This window comes from Caenimonas sedimenti (assembly GCF_007833165.1).
GTDB classification, from domain to species: Bacteria; Pseudomonadota; Gammaproteobacteria; order Burkholderiales; family Burkholderiaceae_C; genus Ramlibacter; species Ramlibacter sedimenti.
Window position 1 is genome coordinate 419,709 of sequence record NZ_VOBQ01000002.1, and the last position, 15,952, is coordinate 435,660.

The following is a 15,952-nucleotide window of genomic DNA, read 5'->3' on the forward strand; positions in this document are numbered from 1 at the left end:
GGTTCTAGGGCAGCGCCACGCCTTCCAGCATGGCCCGGACCTGCTCGATGGGCCCCCGGCCAGCGTCACCCACTGGGATCAGGCGGTGCGCCACCGTCTGGGGAAAGATGGCCTGCACGTCGTCCGGCGCGACGTAGTCGCGGCCCGACAGCAGCGCCTGCGCCTTGGCCGCGCGGATGACCGCGATGCCGGCCCGCGGGCTCAGGCCCTGCAGGAACCAGCGGCCGTTCCGGCTGGCCGCAATGAGGTCCTGCACGTAGTCCAGCAGCGGGTCGGCCGCGTGGATGGCCAGCACGTCCTGCTGGAGGGACTGCAACTCCGCCGGCGCCAAGGTGTTCTGCAGGTGCTCGACCATGTGGCGGCGGTCGGAGCCCGTGAAAAGCGCGCGCTCGGCGGCCCGGTCGGGGTAGCCCAGCGAGATGCGCATCAGGAAGCGGTCCAGCTGTGACTCCGGCAAGGCGAACGTGCCCAGCTGGTCGTGCGGATTCTGGGTGGCGATCACGAAGAAGGGCGAAGGCAGGGCGCGCGTCTCGCCTTCCACCGTCACCTGTTTCTCTTCCATCGCTTCCAGCAGCGCGCTCTGCGTCTTGGGGCTGGCGCGATTGATCTCGTCGGCCAGCAGCACCTGCGCGAAGATCGGACCTGGGTGGAAGATGAAGCTTTCCTTGCCGCGGTCGTAGATGGAGACACCCGACAGGTCGCTGGGCATCAAGTCGGCCGTGAACTGCACGCGCGAGAAGTGGAGCCCGAACGCCCGGGCCAGGGCGTGCGCCAGGGTGGTCTTGCCCACGCCGGGGACGTCCTCGATCAGCAGGTGCCCCCCCGCCAGCAGGCAGGCCACGCAGTCCCGGACCTGGGCCGGCTTGCCGACGATCACCGTGTTAAGCTGATCGAGCAGTTTCTTCAGTTTTTGTTGTGCTTCCATAGCGGGAACCTTATCCCAAAACAGCATTAGCCGAGCGTTAGCAGGCCTTGACGGTGAACAAAACCGGGTATTTCACGCACGCCGATTGCAGGCGCCATGACATGGGCCGCGGCCACCCCGAGTGCCCGGAACGCCTCGATGCGATCGACGACCGCTTGCTTGCCAGCGGCGTCGCCGACGCCCTGGAGCACCGCGAGGCGCCGCTCGCGGGCCTGACCCAGCTCGAATTGGCCCACGACCGCCTGCACGTGGCCGCCATGCGCGGGCTGGCCCAGGACCTGCGCGAGCAGGAAGACGCCGGCGGCTCCGACCACATCTACATCGACCCCGACACGGCCATGAACCGGCACAGCTGGGACGCCGCCCTGCGTGCCGCCGGGGCCGCCCTGGCAGCCACCGATGCCGTGATCGCCGGGGAGCTGGAAAACGCCTTCTGCGCCGTGCGCCCGCCGGGCCACCACGCGTGCCGCGATCACGCCATGGGCTTCTGCATCTTCAACAACGTGGCCGTCGCGGCCCGTTACGCGCTGGAGCGGCACGGGCTCGAACGGGTCGCCGTGGTCGATTTCGACGTTCACCACGGCAATGGCACCGAGGACATCCTGGCCGGCGACGAGCGGGTGCTGATGGTGAGTTTCTTCCAGCACCCGTTCTATCCGCACACCGGCGCCGGTTCGCAAGCGAAGAACATGGTCAACCTGCCGGTGCCCGCTTACACGCGGGGCCCGGCGGTGCGCGAACTCGTGGAGTACGGCTGGCTGCCCCGGCTGGAGGCGTTCAAGCCGCAGATGATCTTCATCAGCGCCGGCTTCGACGCGCACCGCGAAGACGATCTCGGCCAGATGGGCCTGGTCGAGGCGGACTACGCCTGGATCACGGCCCAGATCCGCCAGGTCGCCAAGCGCCACGCGCAAGGACGCATCGTGTCCTGCCTGGAGGGCGGCTACAACCTCGATGCGCTGGGGCGAAGCGTCGAAGCCCACGTGCGCGTACTGGCGGACCTGTAGAGGCGACGGCGTGGACCAACCACTGATCGTCGAAAGGGATGGCCGCGGCGTCGTCCGGTTCACGCTGAACCGGCCGGCCAGCTTCAACGCGCTGTCCGAAGAGATGCTGGCCGCGCTGCAGTCGGCCCTGGACGCTGTCGCGGCCGACGAGGGCGCGCGCGTGGTGGTGCTGGGCGCGCAAGGCAAGGCCTTCAGCGCGGGGCACCACCTGAAGGAAATGATCGCCCACCCCTCGCTGGACTACTACCAGCGGCTCTTCGCGCAGTGCAGCCGCATGATGCTGGCCATCCAGAAGCTGCCGGTGCCGGTGATCGCGCGCGTGCAGGGCCTGGCAACCGCCGCGGGCTGCCAGCTGGTGGCGCAATGCGACCTGGCCGTGGCCTCCACCGACGCCAGTTTCGCGGTGAGCGGCGTGAACTTCGGCCTGTTCTGCTCCACCCCCAGCGTGCCGCTGCTGCGCAACGTGCCGGCCAAGCAGGCGATGGAGATGCTCGTCACCGGCGATTTCATCGATGCGGGCGAAGCCGCGCGGCGCGGGCTGGTGAACCACGCGGTACCTCCGGCGGAACTCGACGCACGGATCGACCAGCTCGTCGCCAGCATCCTGGCGAAGCCGCGCGTGGCGCTGGCCATGGGCAAGGAACTCTTCTACCGCCAGCGCGAGATGGGCCTGGAGGCGGCGTACCAGCTGGCCGGCCAGACCATGGCCGCGAACATGATGGACGGCTGCGCGCTGGAAGGCGTGACCGCCTTCACCCAGAAGCGGAAGCCCGGCTGGGCATGATCCCGCTGGAGAAGCTGCTGCGCGAGCTGGGGCACGAGGCCCTGAGCTGGGAATTCGCCGTGCTGGTCTTGTGCCTGGCGGCCGCCTACGGGATCTGCTGGGCGGTCGGCCGGCGTGCGTCTTCCCGGGATTCCATCTGGTTCGGCCGCGCCATCGTCGACGGCGTGCTGTTTCCGCTGTTGGCGTTGGCCCTGGTGTATTCCAGCCGGCTGGGCCTGCAGCAGTTCCAGAAGGTGCCGCTGCTGCGCATCGCCGTGCCGGTGCTGATTTCGCTGGCGGGCATCCGCTTGCTTGCGCGCGTGTTCACGGTGGCGTTCCCGCACTCCTCGCTGGCGCGGCTGGTGGAGCGGCTCTTCTCCTGGCTGGCCTGGGGCGCGGCCGTGCTGTGGATCCTGGGCTTGCTGCCAATGGTGATGGATGAAATGGAGTCCATCCAGTTCGCCTTCGGCAAGTCCAAGCTGAGCTTGCTGAGCCTGGTGCAGGGTGTGCTTTCCTCCGGCGTGGTGCTGGTGCTGGCGCTCTGGATTTCCGCGACGGTGGAGCGCAACGTGCTGCGCGACTCCGTGTCCGACCTGTCGCTGCGCAAGGTGGCGGCCAACGCCATCCGCGCCGTTCTGCTGCTGGTCGGCTTCCTGTTCGCGCTGTCGGCGGTGGGCGTGGACCTGACCGCGCTGTCGGTGCTGGGCGGCGCCCTGGGCGTCGGCCTGGGCTTCGGCCTGCAGAAGCTCGCCGCCAACTACGTGAGCGGCTTCGTCATCCTGTTCGAGCGCTCGCTGCGCATCGGCGACACGGTGCGCGTGGACAACTTCGAGGGCATCGTCGTGGACATCAAGACGCGCTACACGCTGATCCGCTCGCTGAACGGCCGCGAGTCCGTGGTGCCCAACGAGATGCTCATCACCCAGCGGATCGAGAATCTCTCGCTGGCCGACCCAAAGGTGCTGCTCACCACCGACGTGACGGTCGGCTACGACGCGGACGTCGAACAGGTGGAGCGCATCCTGCTCGAGGCGGCCCGCGACGTGCCCCGGGTGATCGCCGAGCCGGAATGCGCGGTCCGCCTCACGCGCTTCGGCGCCGACGGCCTCGAGTTCTCGGTGCAGTTCTGGATCGCCGACCCGCAGAACGGCCAGGGCGCCGTCAAGTCCGACGTCAACCGGCGCATCCTGAAGGCCTTGCGCGAGGCCGGCATCGACATCCCCTTCCCGCAGCGCGTGCTGCACATGCAGCCCGCGCCGGCCGCGGCCGGCCCCCCCGCTACTTCATCAGCGACGGCAGCCACAGGCTGAGCTGCGGGAAGGCGATCAGCAGCCCCAGCATCATCACCAGCACCAGCACGAAGGGCCAGCAGCCCCGGAAGATCTGGCCCAGGCCGACCTCGGGGATCAGCGCGTTCAGCACGAACAGGTTCATGCCGACCGGCGGCGAGATCAGGCCGATCTGGACCACCATCACGATCAGCACGCCGAACCAGATGGGATCGAAGCCCAGGCTGGTGACGATGGGGAAGAAGAGCGGGATGGTGAGCAGCACCATCGTCAGTTCTTCCATCACCGTGCCCAGGATCACGTAGATCCCCATCATCGCCACGATGATCATCGTGGGCGACAGGCCAGCGGTCGTGATCCACGCCTTGAGGTCGCCAGGCAAGGTCGTGAAGTTGACGAAGTTGGCGAAGATGGTCGCGGCGATCAGCAGCGTGAAGAGCATGGCCGTGGTGCGGGCCGATTCCACCAGGACGTCGAGCAGGATCTTCCAGCTGAGGCGCCGGCGCGCGAGCGCGAACAGGAAAGCGCCGAAGGCGCCGAAGCCCGCGCCCTCGGTGGCGGTGAACAGTCCGCCGTAGATGCCGCCCAGCACCACCACGACCAGCAACGCGACGCCCCAGATGCCGCGCAGTGCGCGCCAGCGATCGGGCCACGAAGTGCGTTCGCCGGGGGGGGCATGTTCGGGGTCGCGCGAGGTGATGATGACGATGCCCGCCATCAGCCCCAACGCGCTCAGGACGCCCGGGATCACGCCGGCCGCGAACAGCTTGCCGATGTTCGTCTCGGTGATGATCCCGTAGATCACCATGATGGTGGACGGCGGAATCATGATGCCCAGCGTGCCGCCGGCGGCCATGACGCCCGTGGAGAGGGCACCGCTGTAGCCCAGCTTCTTCATCGACGGGTATGCCACCTTGCTCATGGTGGCGGCGGTGGCGATGGACGAGCCGCAGATGGCGCCGAAGCCGGCGCACGCCGCCACCGTGGCATGGGCCAGGCCGCCGCGGAAATGGCCGATGAACGCATAAGCCGCCTGGAACAGCTCGTGCGCGAGCCCGGCGCGCGCCACGAAGTTGCCCATCAGGATGAACAGCGGGATCACCGACAGCGTGTACGCGAAGCCGGTTTCGTAAACCACCTGCGCGGTGCTGGCCACCGCCGGGTTCCAGCCCCTGGTGAGGCCGATGCCGGCGATGCCGACCAGGCCCATGGCGAACGCGAGGGGCACCCGCATCAGTGCCAGCAGGAAGATGGCGCCGAAACCCAGCAGCGCCTCTGTCATAACGCCACCCCTTCACCTTCCATCCGCTGCGCCGGCGGCTGCGCGACCAGGAACAGGTGGATCACGGCCGTCGCCGCGCAGAGCACGCTCATGCCGTAGAGGAAGGGCGCCTTCAGGATCTTGAGCTGCGCGGTGGTCTCACCGTTCTGCAGGAACTGCCCGGCGGAGCCCCACATCACGTAGGCCAGGCCGAACAGCGCGGCGGCACACAGCACATGCACCAGCACGGCCTGCAGCCTGCGCAGCCACAGCGGCAGGAAGGGGTCGAGCGAGTCGAATTCCACGTGCTCGCCGCGTTCCGACACCAGGGGCAGCGCCCCGAAGATCACCACGACCATCAGCAGCTCGGTGAGTTCCAGCGATCCGGGGATGGAGTTGCTCAGGAACTTGCGGCCCAGCACGTCGAAGAACGTGAGCGCCATGATGGCGAACAGCGCGGTGCCGGCCAGCAGGCCGCACAGCAGCTCCAGGATTTTCTTCATTGTTGGAATTTTCCGTTCAGGGCGCGCAAAAAAGGCGGCGCCCCGGAGTCCCCGGGGTGCCGCCTTTGTACCAGAGCCCGCGGATTACTTCGACGCCTTGGCGATCTCGCTGCGGAATTCGGCCAGCACCTTGGCGGCGTCCTTCAGGCCCTTGGCCTCCGCGTCCTTCGCCCACTTGGCTTCGAGCTGCGAGGTCTTGGACTTCACGTCGGCCACGAACTTGGCGTCGGCCTTGACGATCTGCACGTTGTTGGCCTGCATGAGGGCGATGCCGCGGCGGTCCACCTTGTCCCAGTTGCGGCCCATGATGCGGGCGGCGACTTCGCCCGAGGCGTCGTCCACGGCCTTCTTCTCGTCAGGCGTCAGCTTGTTGTACTTGTCGGGGTTCATCATGAAGACGAAGCTGGTGTTGTACAGGCCGCCCGGGAACATGGTGGCGTGCTTGACGAGCTTGTCGATCTTGAACGATTCCGTGGACTCGGCGGGGAACAAGGTGCCGTCCATGACGCCGCCGGACAGCAGCTCATAGGAATCCGGCGCCGGCTTGAGCGTGACGTTCATGCCGAGCGTCTTGGTGATCTCGTTGACCATGCCACCGCCCACGCGCCATTTCAGGCCCTGCAGGTCTTCCACCTTGGTCACGGGCTTCTTCGTGTTGAAGACGATGCCCGGGCCGTGCGTGAAGAACGCCAGGACCTTGATGCCCTGGTGCTCCTGCACGAACTGCGGGTACTTCATGGCCACCTTGTTGAAGGCGACCGACAGGGGTTCGGAGGTGTCGCCGAGGAAGGGGAACTCGGCCATCTGCGTGAACACGAAACGGCCGGGCGTGTAGCCGTGCACGGTGAACGAGACGTCCGCCAGGCCGTTCTTCACCGCGTCGTAGGTGCCGGGCGGCGCCGCCACGGCGCGCGGCAGCTGGTTGCACTTGATCTTGCCGCCGGAGTTCTTGGACACCAGCTCGCACCATTCGCCCTGGGCGATGGTGAGCGCGTGGGTGGGCGGAACCCAGCTGGACAGGGTGAGCGTGGTCTGGGCGGCGGCCGGCAGCGCGGCACAGCAGGCGGCGACGGCGGCGAGGGAGACGAGTTGGCGTTTCATGCGGAAGGAACTCCTGATTGCAGTGCGACAGACTGTAAGCCGGGGCGCCTGCCGCACCGGTCCTGACTTACCCGGATTCACCGACCGTGCGTTCGGCAAATTGTCGGGCGCAGGACAGTTGCCTGGTGATGCGGCTCTAAAACCAGCTGCCGTGCCGCCTATAATCAAAAAAGAACGATCGTTCGTTTTTGTCGGCATCGCGACAAATGCGCAGGCCGATGCCGAATAGAATTCCAGTTTACGTCAACGTCAATTCGAGCACTATCTAGGAGCGCGTCAGATGAAGGTCCTGGTCCCGGTCAAGCGGGTGGTCGACTACAACGTGAAAGTCCGGGTCAAGTCGGACAACACGGGTGTGGACATCGCCAATGTCAAGATGAGCATGAACCCCTTCGACGAGATCGCCGTCGAGGAGGCCGTCCGCCTGAAGGAAAAGGGCGTGGCCACCGAGGTCATCGCCGTCTCCTGCGGCGTCACCCAATGCCAGGAAACCCTGCGCACCGCCATGGCCATCGGCGCCGATCGCGCCATCCTGGTGGAAACCACCGAGGAACTGCAGCCGTTGGCCGTGGCCAAGTTGCTGAAGGCCCTGTTCGACAAGGAACAGCCGGGCCTGGTCATCCTGGGCAAGCAGGCGATCGACGACGACGCCAACCAGACCGGCCAGATGCTGGCCGCCCTGGCCGACCTGCCGCAGGCGACCTTCGCTTCGAAGGTGGAAGTGGCTGACGGCAAAGCCAAGGTCACGCGTGAAGTCGATGGCGGCCTGGAGACGCTGTCGATCTCCATTCCCGCGGTCATCACCACCGACCTGCGCCTGAACGAGCCGCGCTACGTGACGCTGCCCAACATCATGAAGGCGAAGAAGAAGCAGCTGGACATCGTCAAGCCCGAGGACCTGGGCGTGGACGTGAAGCCGCGCCTGAAGACGCTGAAAGTGACCGAGCCGCCGAAGCGCAGCGCCGGCGTGAAGGTGCCCGATGTCGCCACGCTGGTGGCCAAACTGAAGACCGAAGCGAAAGTGATCTGAAATGGCTTCCCTTGTCATTGCCGAACACGACAACGCCAGCATCAAGCCGGCCACCCTCAACACCGTCACCGCAGCTGCGCAATGTGGCGGCGACGTCCACGTGCTCGTGGCCGGCGCCAACGCGGCGGAGGCGGCCAAGGCCGCCGGCCAGATCGCCGGCGTCAGCAAGGTGATCCACGCCGACGGCGCGCACTTCGAGCACGGCCTGGCCGAGAACATGGCGGCGCAGGTGCTCGCCATCGCCTCGAACTACAGCCACATCCTGTTCCCGGCCACCGCCAGCGGCAAGAACATCGCCCCACGCGTGGCCGCCAAGCTGGATGTCGCGCAGATCAGCGACATCATCAAAGTCGATGGTCCCAAGACTTTCGAGAGGCCGATCTACGCCGGCAACGCGATTGCCACCGTGGAAAGCAGCGACGCCACGATGGTGATCACGGTGCGTACCACGGCGTTCGATCCCGCGGCTGCGACGGGCGGCAGCGGCGCGGTGGAATCCGCGAGCGGCGTGGCCGATTCGGGCAAGGCGACCTTCCTCGGTTCGGAAATCGCCAAGAACGACCGGCCCGAACTCACCGCGGCCAAGATCATCGTGTCCGGTGGCCGCGCCATGGGCTCGAGCGAGAAGTTCAACGAAGTGCTGACGCCGCTGGCCGACAAGCTGGGCGCGGCTCTGGGCGCTTCGCGCGCCGCGGTCGATGCCGGCTACGCACCGAACGACTGGCAGGTTGGCCAGACCGGCAAGATCGTCGCGCCGCAGCTGTACATCGCCTGCGGCATCTCCGGCGCCATCCAGCACCTGGCCGGCATGAAGGACTCCAAGGTGATCGTCGCGATCAACAAGGACCCGGAGGCGCCGATCTTCAGCGTGGCGGATTACGGGCTGGAAGCGGATCTGTTCACGGCGGTGCCGGAACTGATCTCTCAGCTCTAAGCGCCAAACCAAGGACAAGGCCTCCGCTGGAGGCCTTGTTTCCGCCCGTTCCGGAGACAAGACATGAGCTACACCGCCCCCGTCAAGGACATGCTGTTCAACATCCGGCACCTCGCCGGCATCGAGCAGATCGCGCAATTGCCGGGCTTCGAGGAGGCCGGGTTCGAGACGGCCCAGGCGGTGCTGGAGGAATGCGCGAAGTTCAACGAGGGCGTGGTGGCGCCGCTCAACGTCGAAGGCGACCGCAATCCTTCGAGCTGGAAGGACGGCGTGGTCACGACCACGCCCGGCTTCAAGGACGCCTACAAGCAATACGCCGAGGGCGGCTGGCAGGGCCTGCAGCACCCGGGCGATTTCGGCGGCCAAGGCTTGCCCAAAACCATCGGCGCGGTCTGCGGCGAGATGCTGAACTCGGCCAACCTGAGCTTCGCGCTGTGCCCGCTGCTGACCGACGGCGCCATCGAGGCCCTGCTGACCGCGGGTTCGGACGACCTCAAAGCGACTTACCTGGAAAAGCTGGTGAGCGGCCAATGGACCGGCACCATGAACCTGACCGAGCCCCAGGCCGGCAGCGATCTCGCGCTGGTGCGTACGCGCGCCGAGCCGCAGCCCGACGGCACCTACAAGATCTTCGGCACCAAGATCTTCATCACCTACGGCGAGCACGACATGGCCGAGAACATCGTCCACCTGGTGCTGGCCCGGGTGGTGGGCGCGCCGGAGGGCGTGAAGGGCATCAGCCTGTTCGTGGTGCCCAAGTTCATGGTCGGCCAGGACGGCAAGCCCGGCGCCCGCAATGACGCGCACTGCGTGAGCATCGAGCACAAGCTGGGCATCAAGGCTTCGCCAACGGCGGTGCTCCAGTTCGGCGACCACGGAGGCGCGGTGGGCTACCTGGTCGGCCAGGAGAACCGCGGCCTCGAGTACATGTTCATCATGATGAACGCCGCCCGCTACGCGGTGGGCGTGCAGGGTATCGCGGTGGCCGAGCGCGCCTACCAGAAGGCGGTGGCGTATGCCAAGGACCGCGTGCAATCGCGCCCGGTCGACGGCTCCATGAACACCAGCGCGCCCATCATCCATCACCCGGACGTGAAGCGGATGCTGATGACGATGCGCGCTTACACGGAAGGCTGCCGGGCCATGGCCAGCGTGGCCGCCGCGGCTTATGACGCCGCGCATCACCACCAAGATGCCGACGTCCGCAAGCAGAATGCCGCGTTCTACGAATTCATGGTGCCGCTGGTCAAGGGCTACAGCACCGAGATGAGCCTGGAAGTCACCTCGCTCGGCGTGCAGGTGCACGGCGGCATGGGCTTCATCGAGGAGACCGGCGCGGCGCAGTACTACCGCGACGCCAAGATCCTGACCATCTACGAAGGTACGACGGCCATCCAGGCCAATGACCTGGTGGGGCGCAAGACGGCGCGCGACGGCGGGCAGACGGCCAAGGCCATCTGCGCGCAGATCGAGAAGACCGAGACCGAGCTCGCCAAGCGCGACAGCGTCGCCGCGCGCGCCGTCGGCAAGCGGCTCACGGCCGCTCGCCAGGCCCTGGTGGACGTGATCGAGTTCGTCGCCGGCCAGACCAAGGCTTCGCCCAATGCCGTGTTCGCCGGCTCGGTGCCCTACCTCATGCTCGCCGGCAATGTGATGGCGGGGTGGCAACTCGCGCGCTCGCTGCTCGTGGCTGAGGACCTTGCGGCCAAAGGCGAAGACAAGGCCTTCATGGAGGCGAAGATCGTCACCGCGCGCTTCTATGCCGACCACATCCTGGCCAAGGCGCCGGGCCTGCGCGACAGCATCGTCGAAGGCGCCGAGAGCGTCACCGCGCTGCCACTCGAAGCATTCTGATCTCCAAGGAAACCATGTCCAAGATCCCCGCCGTCCTGCAGAACCTCGCGCTTCCCGTCATCGGCTCGCCGCTCTTCATCATCAGCAACCCCAAGTTGGTGATCGAGCAGTGCAAGGCCGGCATCGTCGGTGCCATGCCGGCGCTCAACGCGCGGCCCGCCTCGCAGGTGGAGGAGTGGCTGCACGAGATCACCGAGACGCTCGCGGCGTATGACCGGGCGAACCCAGGCAAGCCCGCGGCGCCGTTCGCTATCAACCAGATCGTGCACAAGAGCAATGACCGGCTCGAGCACGACATGGAGATGTGCGTGAAGTACAAGGTGCCGGTCTACATCACCTCGCTCGGCGCGCGCGAGGACATCAATGCGGCCGCGCACAGCTACGGCGCCGTGGTGCTGCACGACATCATCAACAACAGGTTCGCGCGCAAGGCCATCGAGAAGGGCGCGGACGGCCTGATCGCGGTCGCGGCCGGTGCCGGCGGCCATGCGGGCATCAAGAGTCCGTTCGCGCTGGTGCAGGAAATCCGCCAGTGGTTCGACGGCCCGATCGCGCTGTCGGGCTCGATCTCGACCGGCGGCGCCGTGCTGGCGGCCCAGGCCATGGGCGCGGACTTCGCCTACATCGGCTCCGCCTTCATCGCCACCCAGGAAGCGCGCGCGAGCGACGACTACAAGAAGGCGATCGTCGAGTGCAATTCCGACGACATCGTGTACTCGAGCCTGTTCACCGGCGTGCACGGCAACTACCTGAAGCCCAGCATCGTCGCGGCCGGCCTGGACCCGGACAACCTGCCGGAGGGCGACGTCAGCACCATGAAGTTCAGCGGCGGCGAAGGCTCGAAGGCGAAGGCCTGGAAAGAGATCTGGGGCTGCGGTCAGGGCATCGGCGCCGTGACCGAAGTCATGACCACTGCGGCTTACGTCGCCAAGCTCAAGCGCGAATACGACGCGGCCCGCGCACGGCTCGTTCCCCAGGCGGCCTGAGTCGCCTCAAGGGCGCAGCCCGTAGCTCAATGCGCTCGCCTTGCCCCAGAACACCCGGTACATGAAGACCGTGTAGACGATGATGGCCGGCAGCGTGACCGCGACCCCCACGAAGATCACGACGAGTGAATCGTGGGCGCTCGCGGCCTGCCAGACCGTCAGCTTGTCGATCACGATGTACGGGTAGATGCTGTACGCCAGTCCCAGGAAGGCCAGCATGAAGAGCAGCACCGTGCTGGCGAATACGACCCAGCCGTAACCGGCTTCGATGACGCGCGGCCGCGCCGTCACATGGAATGCCGCGAAGAAGGCCGCTGCGCAGGCCACCGGGATCGGCAGCAGGCCGATGAACTGCGGCATCGCGAACCAGCGGTCGAAGATGTTGTGGCTGACCAATGGTGTCGCCAGCGAAATGCCGACCAGCGCCGCGCCCATCGGCCACAACACGGCGCGCGCCCAGGCGACGGCCTTGGCCTGCAGCGGCCCGCTGGTCTTCATGATCAGCCAGCCGGCGCCCAACATGGCGTAGGCGGTCGGCAGCGTGACCGCGATACCGAGGCTGAACAGCAGCGACAGCAGGCCCCGATCGAAGGCGGTGAGGTAGCTGCCGAGCATCCAGCCTTGCGCCACCGAGGCCAGCAGCGAGCCGGCGAAGAACAGGCGGTTCCACAGGGCCTTCCGCTCGGCCCGCGCCTTGACACGGAAATCGAACGACACGCCGCGCAGGATCAGCCCGATCAGCATCAGCGCCACCGGAAGGTACAGGGCGGACAACACGAGCCCGTGCGCCTTCGGGAAGGCGATCAGCAGGACCCCGATGCCCAGCACCAGCCAGGTCTCGTTCGCATCCCAGAACGGCCCGATGCTGGCGACCATGAGGTCCTTCTCGTCATCGGCGGCGAAGGGCAGGAGCATGCCGACCCCGAGGTCGTAGCCGTCGAGGATGACGTAGGCCAGCAGCGCGAGCCCCATCACGGCCATGAAGATGAGCGGCAGCACGGTGGGCCAGGTGAAAGTCATCGTGTGCTCCTTCAGGCCGGGCCGCCGATGGGCGTGGCGGCCTTGGGGCTGAGCGGTGTCTCGGGCGTTGGCATCGCGGGGTGCTCGGACATGTACACCAGCACGAAGATGTAGGACACGAGCAGGAAGGCGTAGACCGCGAGGTAGGCGATCAAGGTGGACAGCACCATCCCGGGCGCATGGTCGGCCACCAGGTCTGCCGTGCGCAGCAGGCCATAAACCAGAAATGGCTGGCGGCCGATCTCGGTGACGAACCAGCCGCCGAGGGTGGCCACCCAGCCGGAGAAGGTCATCGCCACCAGGGCACGCAACTGCCACCGCGAAAGCGCGATCGACGGCTGCGCCCGCTTGCGCCACAGCGTCCAGGCGCACCACCACGACACCGCCAGCATCAACATACCCATGCCGACCATGACCCGGAAGCTCCAGAACACCGGCGCCACCGGCGGATGCGCGTTCGGAAATTCGTTCAGGCCCTTGAGTTCGGCATTGATGTCGTGCGCCAGGATCAGGCTCGCGAGCTTCGGGATGTGGATCGCGTAGTCGGTGCGACCTTCCTTCTCGTTCGGGAAACCGAACAGCGTGAGCGGCGCGCTCTTCTCGGTCTTCCAGATGCCTTCGATGGCGGCGATCTTCGCGGGCTGGTGCTCCAGCGTGTTGAGGCCATGCAGGTCGCCGGCGAAGATCTGCAGCGGGATCGCGATGGCGGCGGCCGTCACTGCGGCTCGCAACGCGCGCTGCGTGCCGTCGTTGGCGGTGCCGCGCACCAACTGCCAGGCCGACAGCCCCGCGATCAGGAACGACACCGTCAAGGTCGAGGCCAGCAGCTTGTGCGTGAGCCGGTAGGGGAAGGACGGGTTGAAGACGATGGCCCACCAGTCTTTCGCGTGGAAGACGCCGTCGACGATCGTGTAGCCGGTGGGCGTCTGCATCCACGAGTTGAGGCTCAGGATCCAGAAGGCCGACAAGGTCGTGCCCGCGGCGACCATCAGGGTGGCTACAAGGTGGACGCGGTCCGAGACGCGTGAGCGGCCGAACAGCATGACGCCGAGGAACGTCGCTTCCAGGAAGAACGCCGTGAGCACTTCATAACCAAGCAGCGGCCCGGCGATGTTGCCAGCGCGCTCCATGTAGCCGGGCCAGTTGGTGCCGAACTGGAAGCTCATCGTGATGCCGGAGACCACGCCCAGCGCGAAGGTGAGGGCGAACACCTTGGTCCAGAGGTAGTAGGCCTCTTCCCAGGCCTGCGCCTGCGGTGTGTCCCTGGTGGCGCTGTGGCGCAGGCGGAAATACACCAGGAACCAGCACAGCGCGATGTTGATCGTCGGAAACAGGATGTGGAAGGAGATGTTGGCCGCGAACTGGATGCGCGACAGCATCAGGGTGTCCAGCTCCATCAGGCGTCCTTTCGTGCGGACCGGCCGGTGACGCGGTCCTTCAGTTCCAGCACCTTGGTCACGGTGGCGCCCATGCCCATGAGTTGCATGGCGGTTTCGGGCGCGAGCTTCTGCACGTCGTCGAACCAGGTCATGAGCCGGTCGATCAGCTCGTACATCTCGCGCATGCGTTGCTGTGCGTGGCGCTCGGCTTCCGTGGTCGGCGTCTCCAGCAAGGCCATGCGCAGCATGGACAGCGTGGGCTCGACCTCGCGGCGCCGGCGCTCCTCCGCCAGCACGCGGAAGATTTCCCACACGTCGGCCGGTGCTTCGAAGTACTCGCGGCGGTCGCCCGGCTGGTGCTTCAGGCGGACCAGCCGCCACGATTGCAGCTCCTTGAGGCCCACGCTCACATTGGAGCGCGAGAACTCCAGTGTCTCGGCGATCTCGTCGGCGTGGATCGCCTTTTGAGCGATGAACAGCAACGCGTAGATCTGCCCCACGGTTCGGTTGATTCCCCAGCGGCTCCCCATTTCGCCGAAGTGCGCGACGAACTGGCGGCTGAGCGGAGGCAGGTGGTCTTGGAGCGGCATGGCGCCATTCTGCGCCACTTCTTTTTAGTTTTCAGTAATTACTGAAAATTCGATAATGGCGGTAGGGCTATGGCACGGGCGGCCGTGCTGCGATACTGTCTGCATGTACAGTATCAAACGCATTCCGGTCGAGGCCATCAAGGGGCGCGGCGCGGCGACGCGGATGCCGCACCGTTTTGAGCGCGACGAGCGCCACAGCTTCGATGATGGCTGGGAGAACCTGGACGAAGAGGACGGCGCCGCACGGCCGGCCACGGAAGTCATCTGGGAGGACGCGCGCAGCCTCATCACCACCAACGATTCCCCGGACATCCACTTCGACCGCTCGATCAACCCCTATCGCGGTTGCGAGCACGGCTGCATCTACTGCTACGCGCGGCCCACGCACAGCTACCTGAACCTGTCCCCGGGGCTCGACTTCGAAACGAAGATCATCGCCAAGCGCAACGCGGTGGAGATCCTGAGAAAGGAACTGGCACGCAAGGCCTACGAGCCGCGCTTCATCGCCATCGGCACCGCGACGGATTGCTACCAGCCGGTCGAACGAGAACTGCGCATCACGCGCGGGATCATCGAGGTGATGCACGAGACCAACCATCCGTTCGCCCTGGTCACCAAGTCGAGCGGTGTCGAGCGTGACCTCGACCTGATCGCACCGATGGCCGCACAGGGGCTGGCGGCGGTGTACGTCACCATCACCACGCTCGACGCCGACCTGGCGCGCAAGCTGGAGCCGCGCGCCGCGGCGCCGCACCGGCGGCTGCGCATCCTGCGCACCCTGGCGGAACACGGCGTCCCGTGCGGCGTCAGCCTGGCGCCGCAGATTCCCTTTCTGACCGATGACATGGAGCAGGTGCTCGAAGCGGCGTGGGACGCGGGTGCCCGCGAGGCGTTCTATCACGTGCTGCGCCTGCCCTGGGAAGTGGCGCCGCTGTTCCGCCAGTGGCTGCAACTGCACTATCCGCAGCGCGCGGACCGCATCATGCATCGCGTGCAGGACATGCGCGGCGGCAAGGACTACGACAGCGACTTCGCCACGCGAATGAAGGGCAGCGGGCCGTGGGCCGACTTGATCGGGCAGCGCTTCCGCAAGACGGCGCAGCGGCTCGGGTTCAACCAGAAGAAGGCGGACTTCCCGACGGTGGAGTTCCGGCGGCCGTCGATCGGGGGCCAGACGAGCCTCTTCTGACAAGCTGGGGTGCGCTGCGCGCAACCCAGCCTACTTGGCTCTTGTGGCGGTGCTGGGGTGGGGCGCCCGGCGCACCGCCCCCCCACGACGGCCGGGGGCATGGGTGGGGGCCAAAGCGGCA

General features: G+C 66.6%; 16 protein-coding genes. 9 read left to right on the plus strand and 7 right to left on the minus strand.

The genetic code is table 11. The features are described 5' to 3' along the window. Positions 1 to 4 precede the first annotated feature (4 nt). A complete protein-coding gene (locus FN976_RS03080) occupies positions 5 to 925 on the minus strand; it encodes an AAA family ATPase (protein ID WP_145890826.1) in 921 nt (306 codons plus the stop codon). Between the two features lie 53 nt (positions 926 to 978). Between FN976_RS03080 and FN976_RS03085 the strand changes: the two genes are divergently transcribed. From FN976_RS03085 to FN976_RS03095, 3 genes are read left to right on the plus strand one after another with little or no spacing between them, the layout of a single operon-like run. Further along, positions 979 to 1,932 carry a histone deacetylase family protein gene (locus FN976_RS03085; protein ID WP_145890908.1) on the plus strand — a complete coding sequence of 318 codons (954 nt, stop codon included), beginning with the start codon at positions 979 to 981 and terminating at the stop codon, positions 1,930 to 1,932. A 10-nt stretch (positions 1,933 to 1,942) separates the two neighbouring features. Then, on the plus strand, positions 1,943 to 2,716 hold the full coding sequence (locus FN976_RS03090) for an enoyl-CoA hydratase (protein ID WP_255440073.1): 774 nt from the start codon (positions 1,943 to 1,945) through the stop codon (positions 2,714 to 2,716). Beyond that, entirely contained in the window at positions 2,713 to 4,005 is a 1,293-nt protein-coding gene (locus FN976_RS03095) for a mechanosensitive ion channel family protein (RefSeq protein ID WP_145890830.1), read from the plus strand. The genes FN976_RS03090 and FN976_RS03095 overlap by 4 nt, the downstream gene beginning before the upstream one ends. On the opposite strand, the gene FN976_RS03100 is transcribed toward FN976_RS03095, so the two are convergent. The 3 genes from FN976_RS03100 to FN976_RS03110 all read right to left on the minus strand — a co-directional run bounded on the left by FN976_RS03100 (position 3,974) and on the right by FN976_RS03110 (position 6,849). Beyond that, positions 3,974 to 5,266 (minus strand): TRAP transporter large permease, encoded by a 1,293-nt coding sequence (locus tag FN976_RS03100; protein WP_145890831.1) that lies wholly within the window; start codon positions 5,264 to 5,266, stop codon positions 3,974 to 3,976. The genes FN976_RS03095 and FN976_RS03100 overlap by 32 nt on opposite strands. After that, complete coding sequence (locus FN976_RS03105; RefSeq protein WP_145890833.1) at positions 5,263 to 5,748, minus strand: TRAP transporter small permease; 486 nt, start codon at positions 5,746 to 5,748, stop codon at positions 5,263 to 5,265. Before FN976_RS03105 ends, FN976_RS03100 begins: the two co-directional genes overlap by 4 nt. Positions 5,749 to 5,832: 84 nt before the next feature. Further along, complete coding sequence (locus tag FN976_RS03110; RefSeq protein WP_145890836.1) at positions 5,833 to 6,849, minus strand: TRAP transporter substrate-binding protein; 1,017 nt, start codon at positions 6,847 to 6,849, stop codon at positions 5,833 to 5,835. Between FN976_RS03110 and FN976_RS03115 the strand changes: the two genes are divergently transcribed. The 5 genes from FN976_RS03115 (at position 6,848) to FN976_RS03135 (ending at position 11,653) form a co-directional block, all read left to right on the plus strand. Beyond that, entirely contained in the window at positions 6,848 to 7,078 is a 231-nt protein-coding gene (locus FN976_RS03115) for a hypothetical protein (RefSeq protein ID WP_145890838.1), read from the plus strand. The two genes, FN976_RS03110 and FN976_RS03115, sit on opposite strands and share 2 nt — an antisense overlap. Positions 7,079 to 7,129: 51 nt before the next feature. Continuing rightward, a complete protein-coding gene (locus FN976_RS03120; protein WP_145890840.1) occupies positions 7,130 to 7,879 on the plus strand; it encodes an electron transfer flavoprotein subunit beta/FixA family protein in 750 nt (249 codons plus the stop codon). 1 nt (position 7,880) lies between these two features. Next, a complete protein-coding gene (locus FN976_RS03125) occupies positions 7,881 to 8,813 on the plus strand; it encodes an electron transfer flavoprotein subunit alpha/FixB family protein (RefSeq protein ID WP_145890843.1) in 933 nt (310 codons plus the stop codon). A gap of 63 nt (positions 8,814 to 8,876) precedes the next feature. Continuing rightward, the gene (locus FN976_RS03130) at positions 8,877 to 10,667 is read left to right on the plus strand and encodes an acyl-CoA dehydrogenase (protein ID WP_145890845.1); all 1,791 of its coding nucleotides are present in this window, start codon (positions 8,877 to 8,879) and stop codon (positions 10,665 to 10,667) included. 14 nt (positions 10,668 to 10,681) lie between these two features. Further along, complete coding sequence (locus tag FN976_RS03135) at positions 10,682 to 11,653, plus strand: NAD(P)H-dependent flavin oxidoreductase (protein WP_145890847.1); 972 nt, start codon at positions 10,682 to 10,684, stop codon at positions 11,651 to 11,653. Between the two features lie 6 nt (positions 11,654 to 11,659). Here the strand turns inward: FN976_RS03135 and FN976_RS03140 are convergent, their stop codons facing one another. From FN976_RS03140 to FN976_RS03150, 3 genes are read right to left on the minus strand one after another with little or no spacing between them, the layout of a single operon-like run. Next, a complete protein-coding gene (locus tag FN976_RS03140) occupies positions 11,660 to 12,673 on the minus strand; it encodes a cytochrome d ubiquinol oxidase subunit II (RefSeq protein WP_145890849.1) in 1,014 nt (337 codons plus the stop codon). An 11-nt stretch (positions 12,674 to 12,684) separates the two neighbouring features. After that, entirely contained in the window at positions 12,685 to 14,064 is a 1,380-nt protein-coding gene (locus FN976_RS03145) for a cytochrome ubiquinol oxidase subunit I (RefSeq protein WP_145890910.1), read from the minus strand. Positions 14,065 to 14,069: 5 nt separating this feature from the next. Next, positions 14,070 to 14,642 carry a GbsR/MarR family transcriptional regulator gene (locus tag FN976_RS03150; protein WP_145890851.1) on the minus strand — a complete coding sequence of 191 codons (573 nt, stop codon included), beginning with the start codon at positions 14,640 to 14,642 and terminating at the stop codon, positions 14,070 to 14,072. Between the two features lie 103 nt (positions 14,643 to 14,745). On the opposite strand from FN976_RS03150, the gene FN976_RS03155 reads away from it, so the two are divergent. Beyond that, on the plus strand, positions 14,746 to 15,831 hold the full coding sequence (locus tag FN976_RS03155; protein WP_145890853.1) for a PA0069 family radical SAM protein: 1,086 nt from the start codon (positions 14,746 to 14,748) through the stop codon (positions 15,829 to 15,831). Positions 15,832 to 15,952 lie beyond the last annotated feature (121 nt).

Bases quoted from the DNA above. Each gene is read 5' to 3' on its own strand.
- FN976_RS03105 (WP_145890833.1), bottom strand. From the start codon at position 5,748: ATGAAGAAAATCCTGGAGCTGCTGTGCGGCCTGCTGGCCGGCACCGCG.
- FN976_RS03100 (WP_145890831.1), bottom strand. From the start codon at position 5,266: ATGACAGAGGCGCTGCTGGGTTTCGGCGCCATCTTCCTGCTGGCACTG.
- FN976_RS03080 (WP_145890826.1), bottom strand. From the start codon at position 925: ATGGAAGCACAACAAAAACTGAAGAAACTGCTCGATCAGCTTAACACG.
- FN976_RS03125 (WP_145890843.1), top strand. From the start codon at position 7,881: ATGGCTTCCCTTGTCATTGCCGAACACGACAACGCCAGCATCAAGCCG.
- FN976_RS03115 (WP_145890838.1), top strand. From the start codon at position 6,848: ATGCGGAAGGAACTCCTGATTGCAGTGCGACAGACTGTAAGCCGGGGC.
- FN976_RS03130 (WP_145890845.1), top strand. From the start codon at position 8,877: ATGAGCTACACCGCCCCCGTCAAGGACATGCTGTTCAACATCCGGCAC.
- FN976_RS03095 (WP_145890830.1), top strand. From the start codon at position 2,713: ATGATCCCGCTGGAGAAGCTGCTGCGCGAGCTGGGGCACGAGGCCCTG.
- FN976_RS03150 (WP_145890851.1), bottom strand. From the start codon at position 14,642: ATGCCGCTCCAAGACCACCTGCCTCCGCTCAGCCGCCAGTTCGTCGCG.
- FN976_RS03140 (WP_145890849.1), bottom strand. From the start codon at position 12,673: ATGACTTTCACCTGGCCCACCGTGCTGCCGCTCATCTTCATGGCCGTG.
- FN976_RS03120 (WP_145890840.1), top strand. From the start codon at position 7,130: ATGAAGGTCCTGGTCCCGGTCAAGCGGGTGGTCGACTACAACGTGAAA.
- FN976_RS03110 (WP_145890836.1), bottom strand. From the start codon at position 6,849: ATGAAACGCCAACTCGTCTCCCTCGCCGCCGTCGCCGCCTGCTGTGCC.
- FN976_RS03155 (WP_145890853.1), top strand. From the start codon at position 14,746: ATGTACAGTATCAAACGCATTCCGGTCGAGGCCATCAAGGGGCGCGGC.
- FN976_RS03135 (WP_145890847.1), top strand. From the start codon at position 10,682: ATGTCCAAGATCCCCGCCGTCCTGCAGAACCTCGCGCTTCCCGTCATC.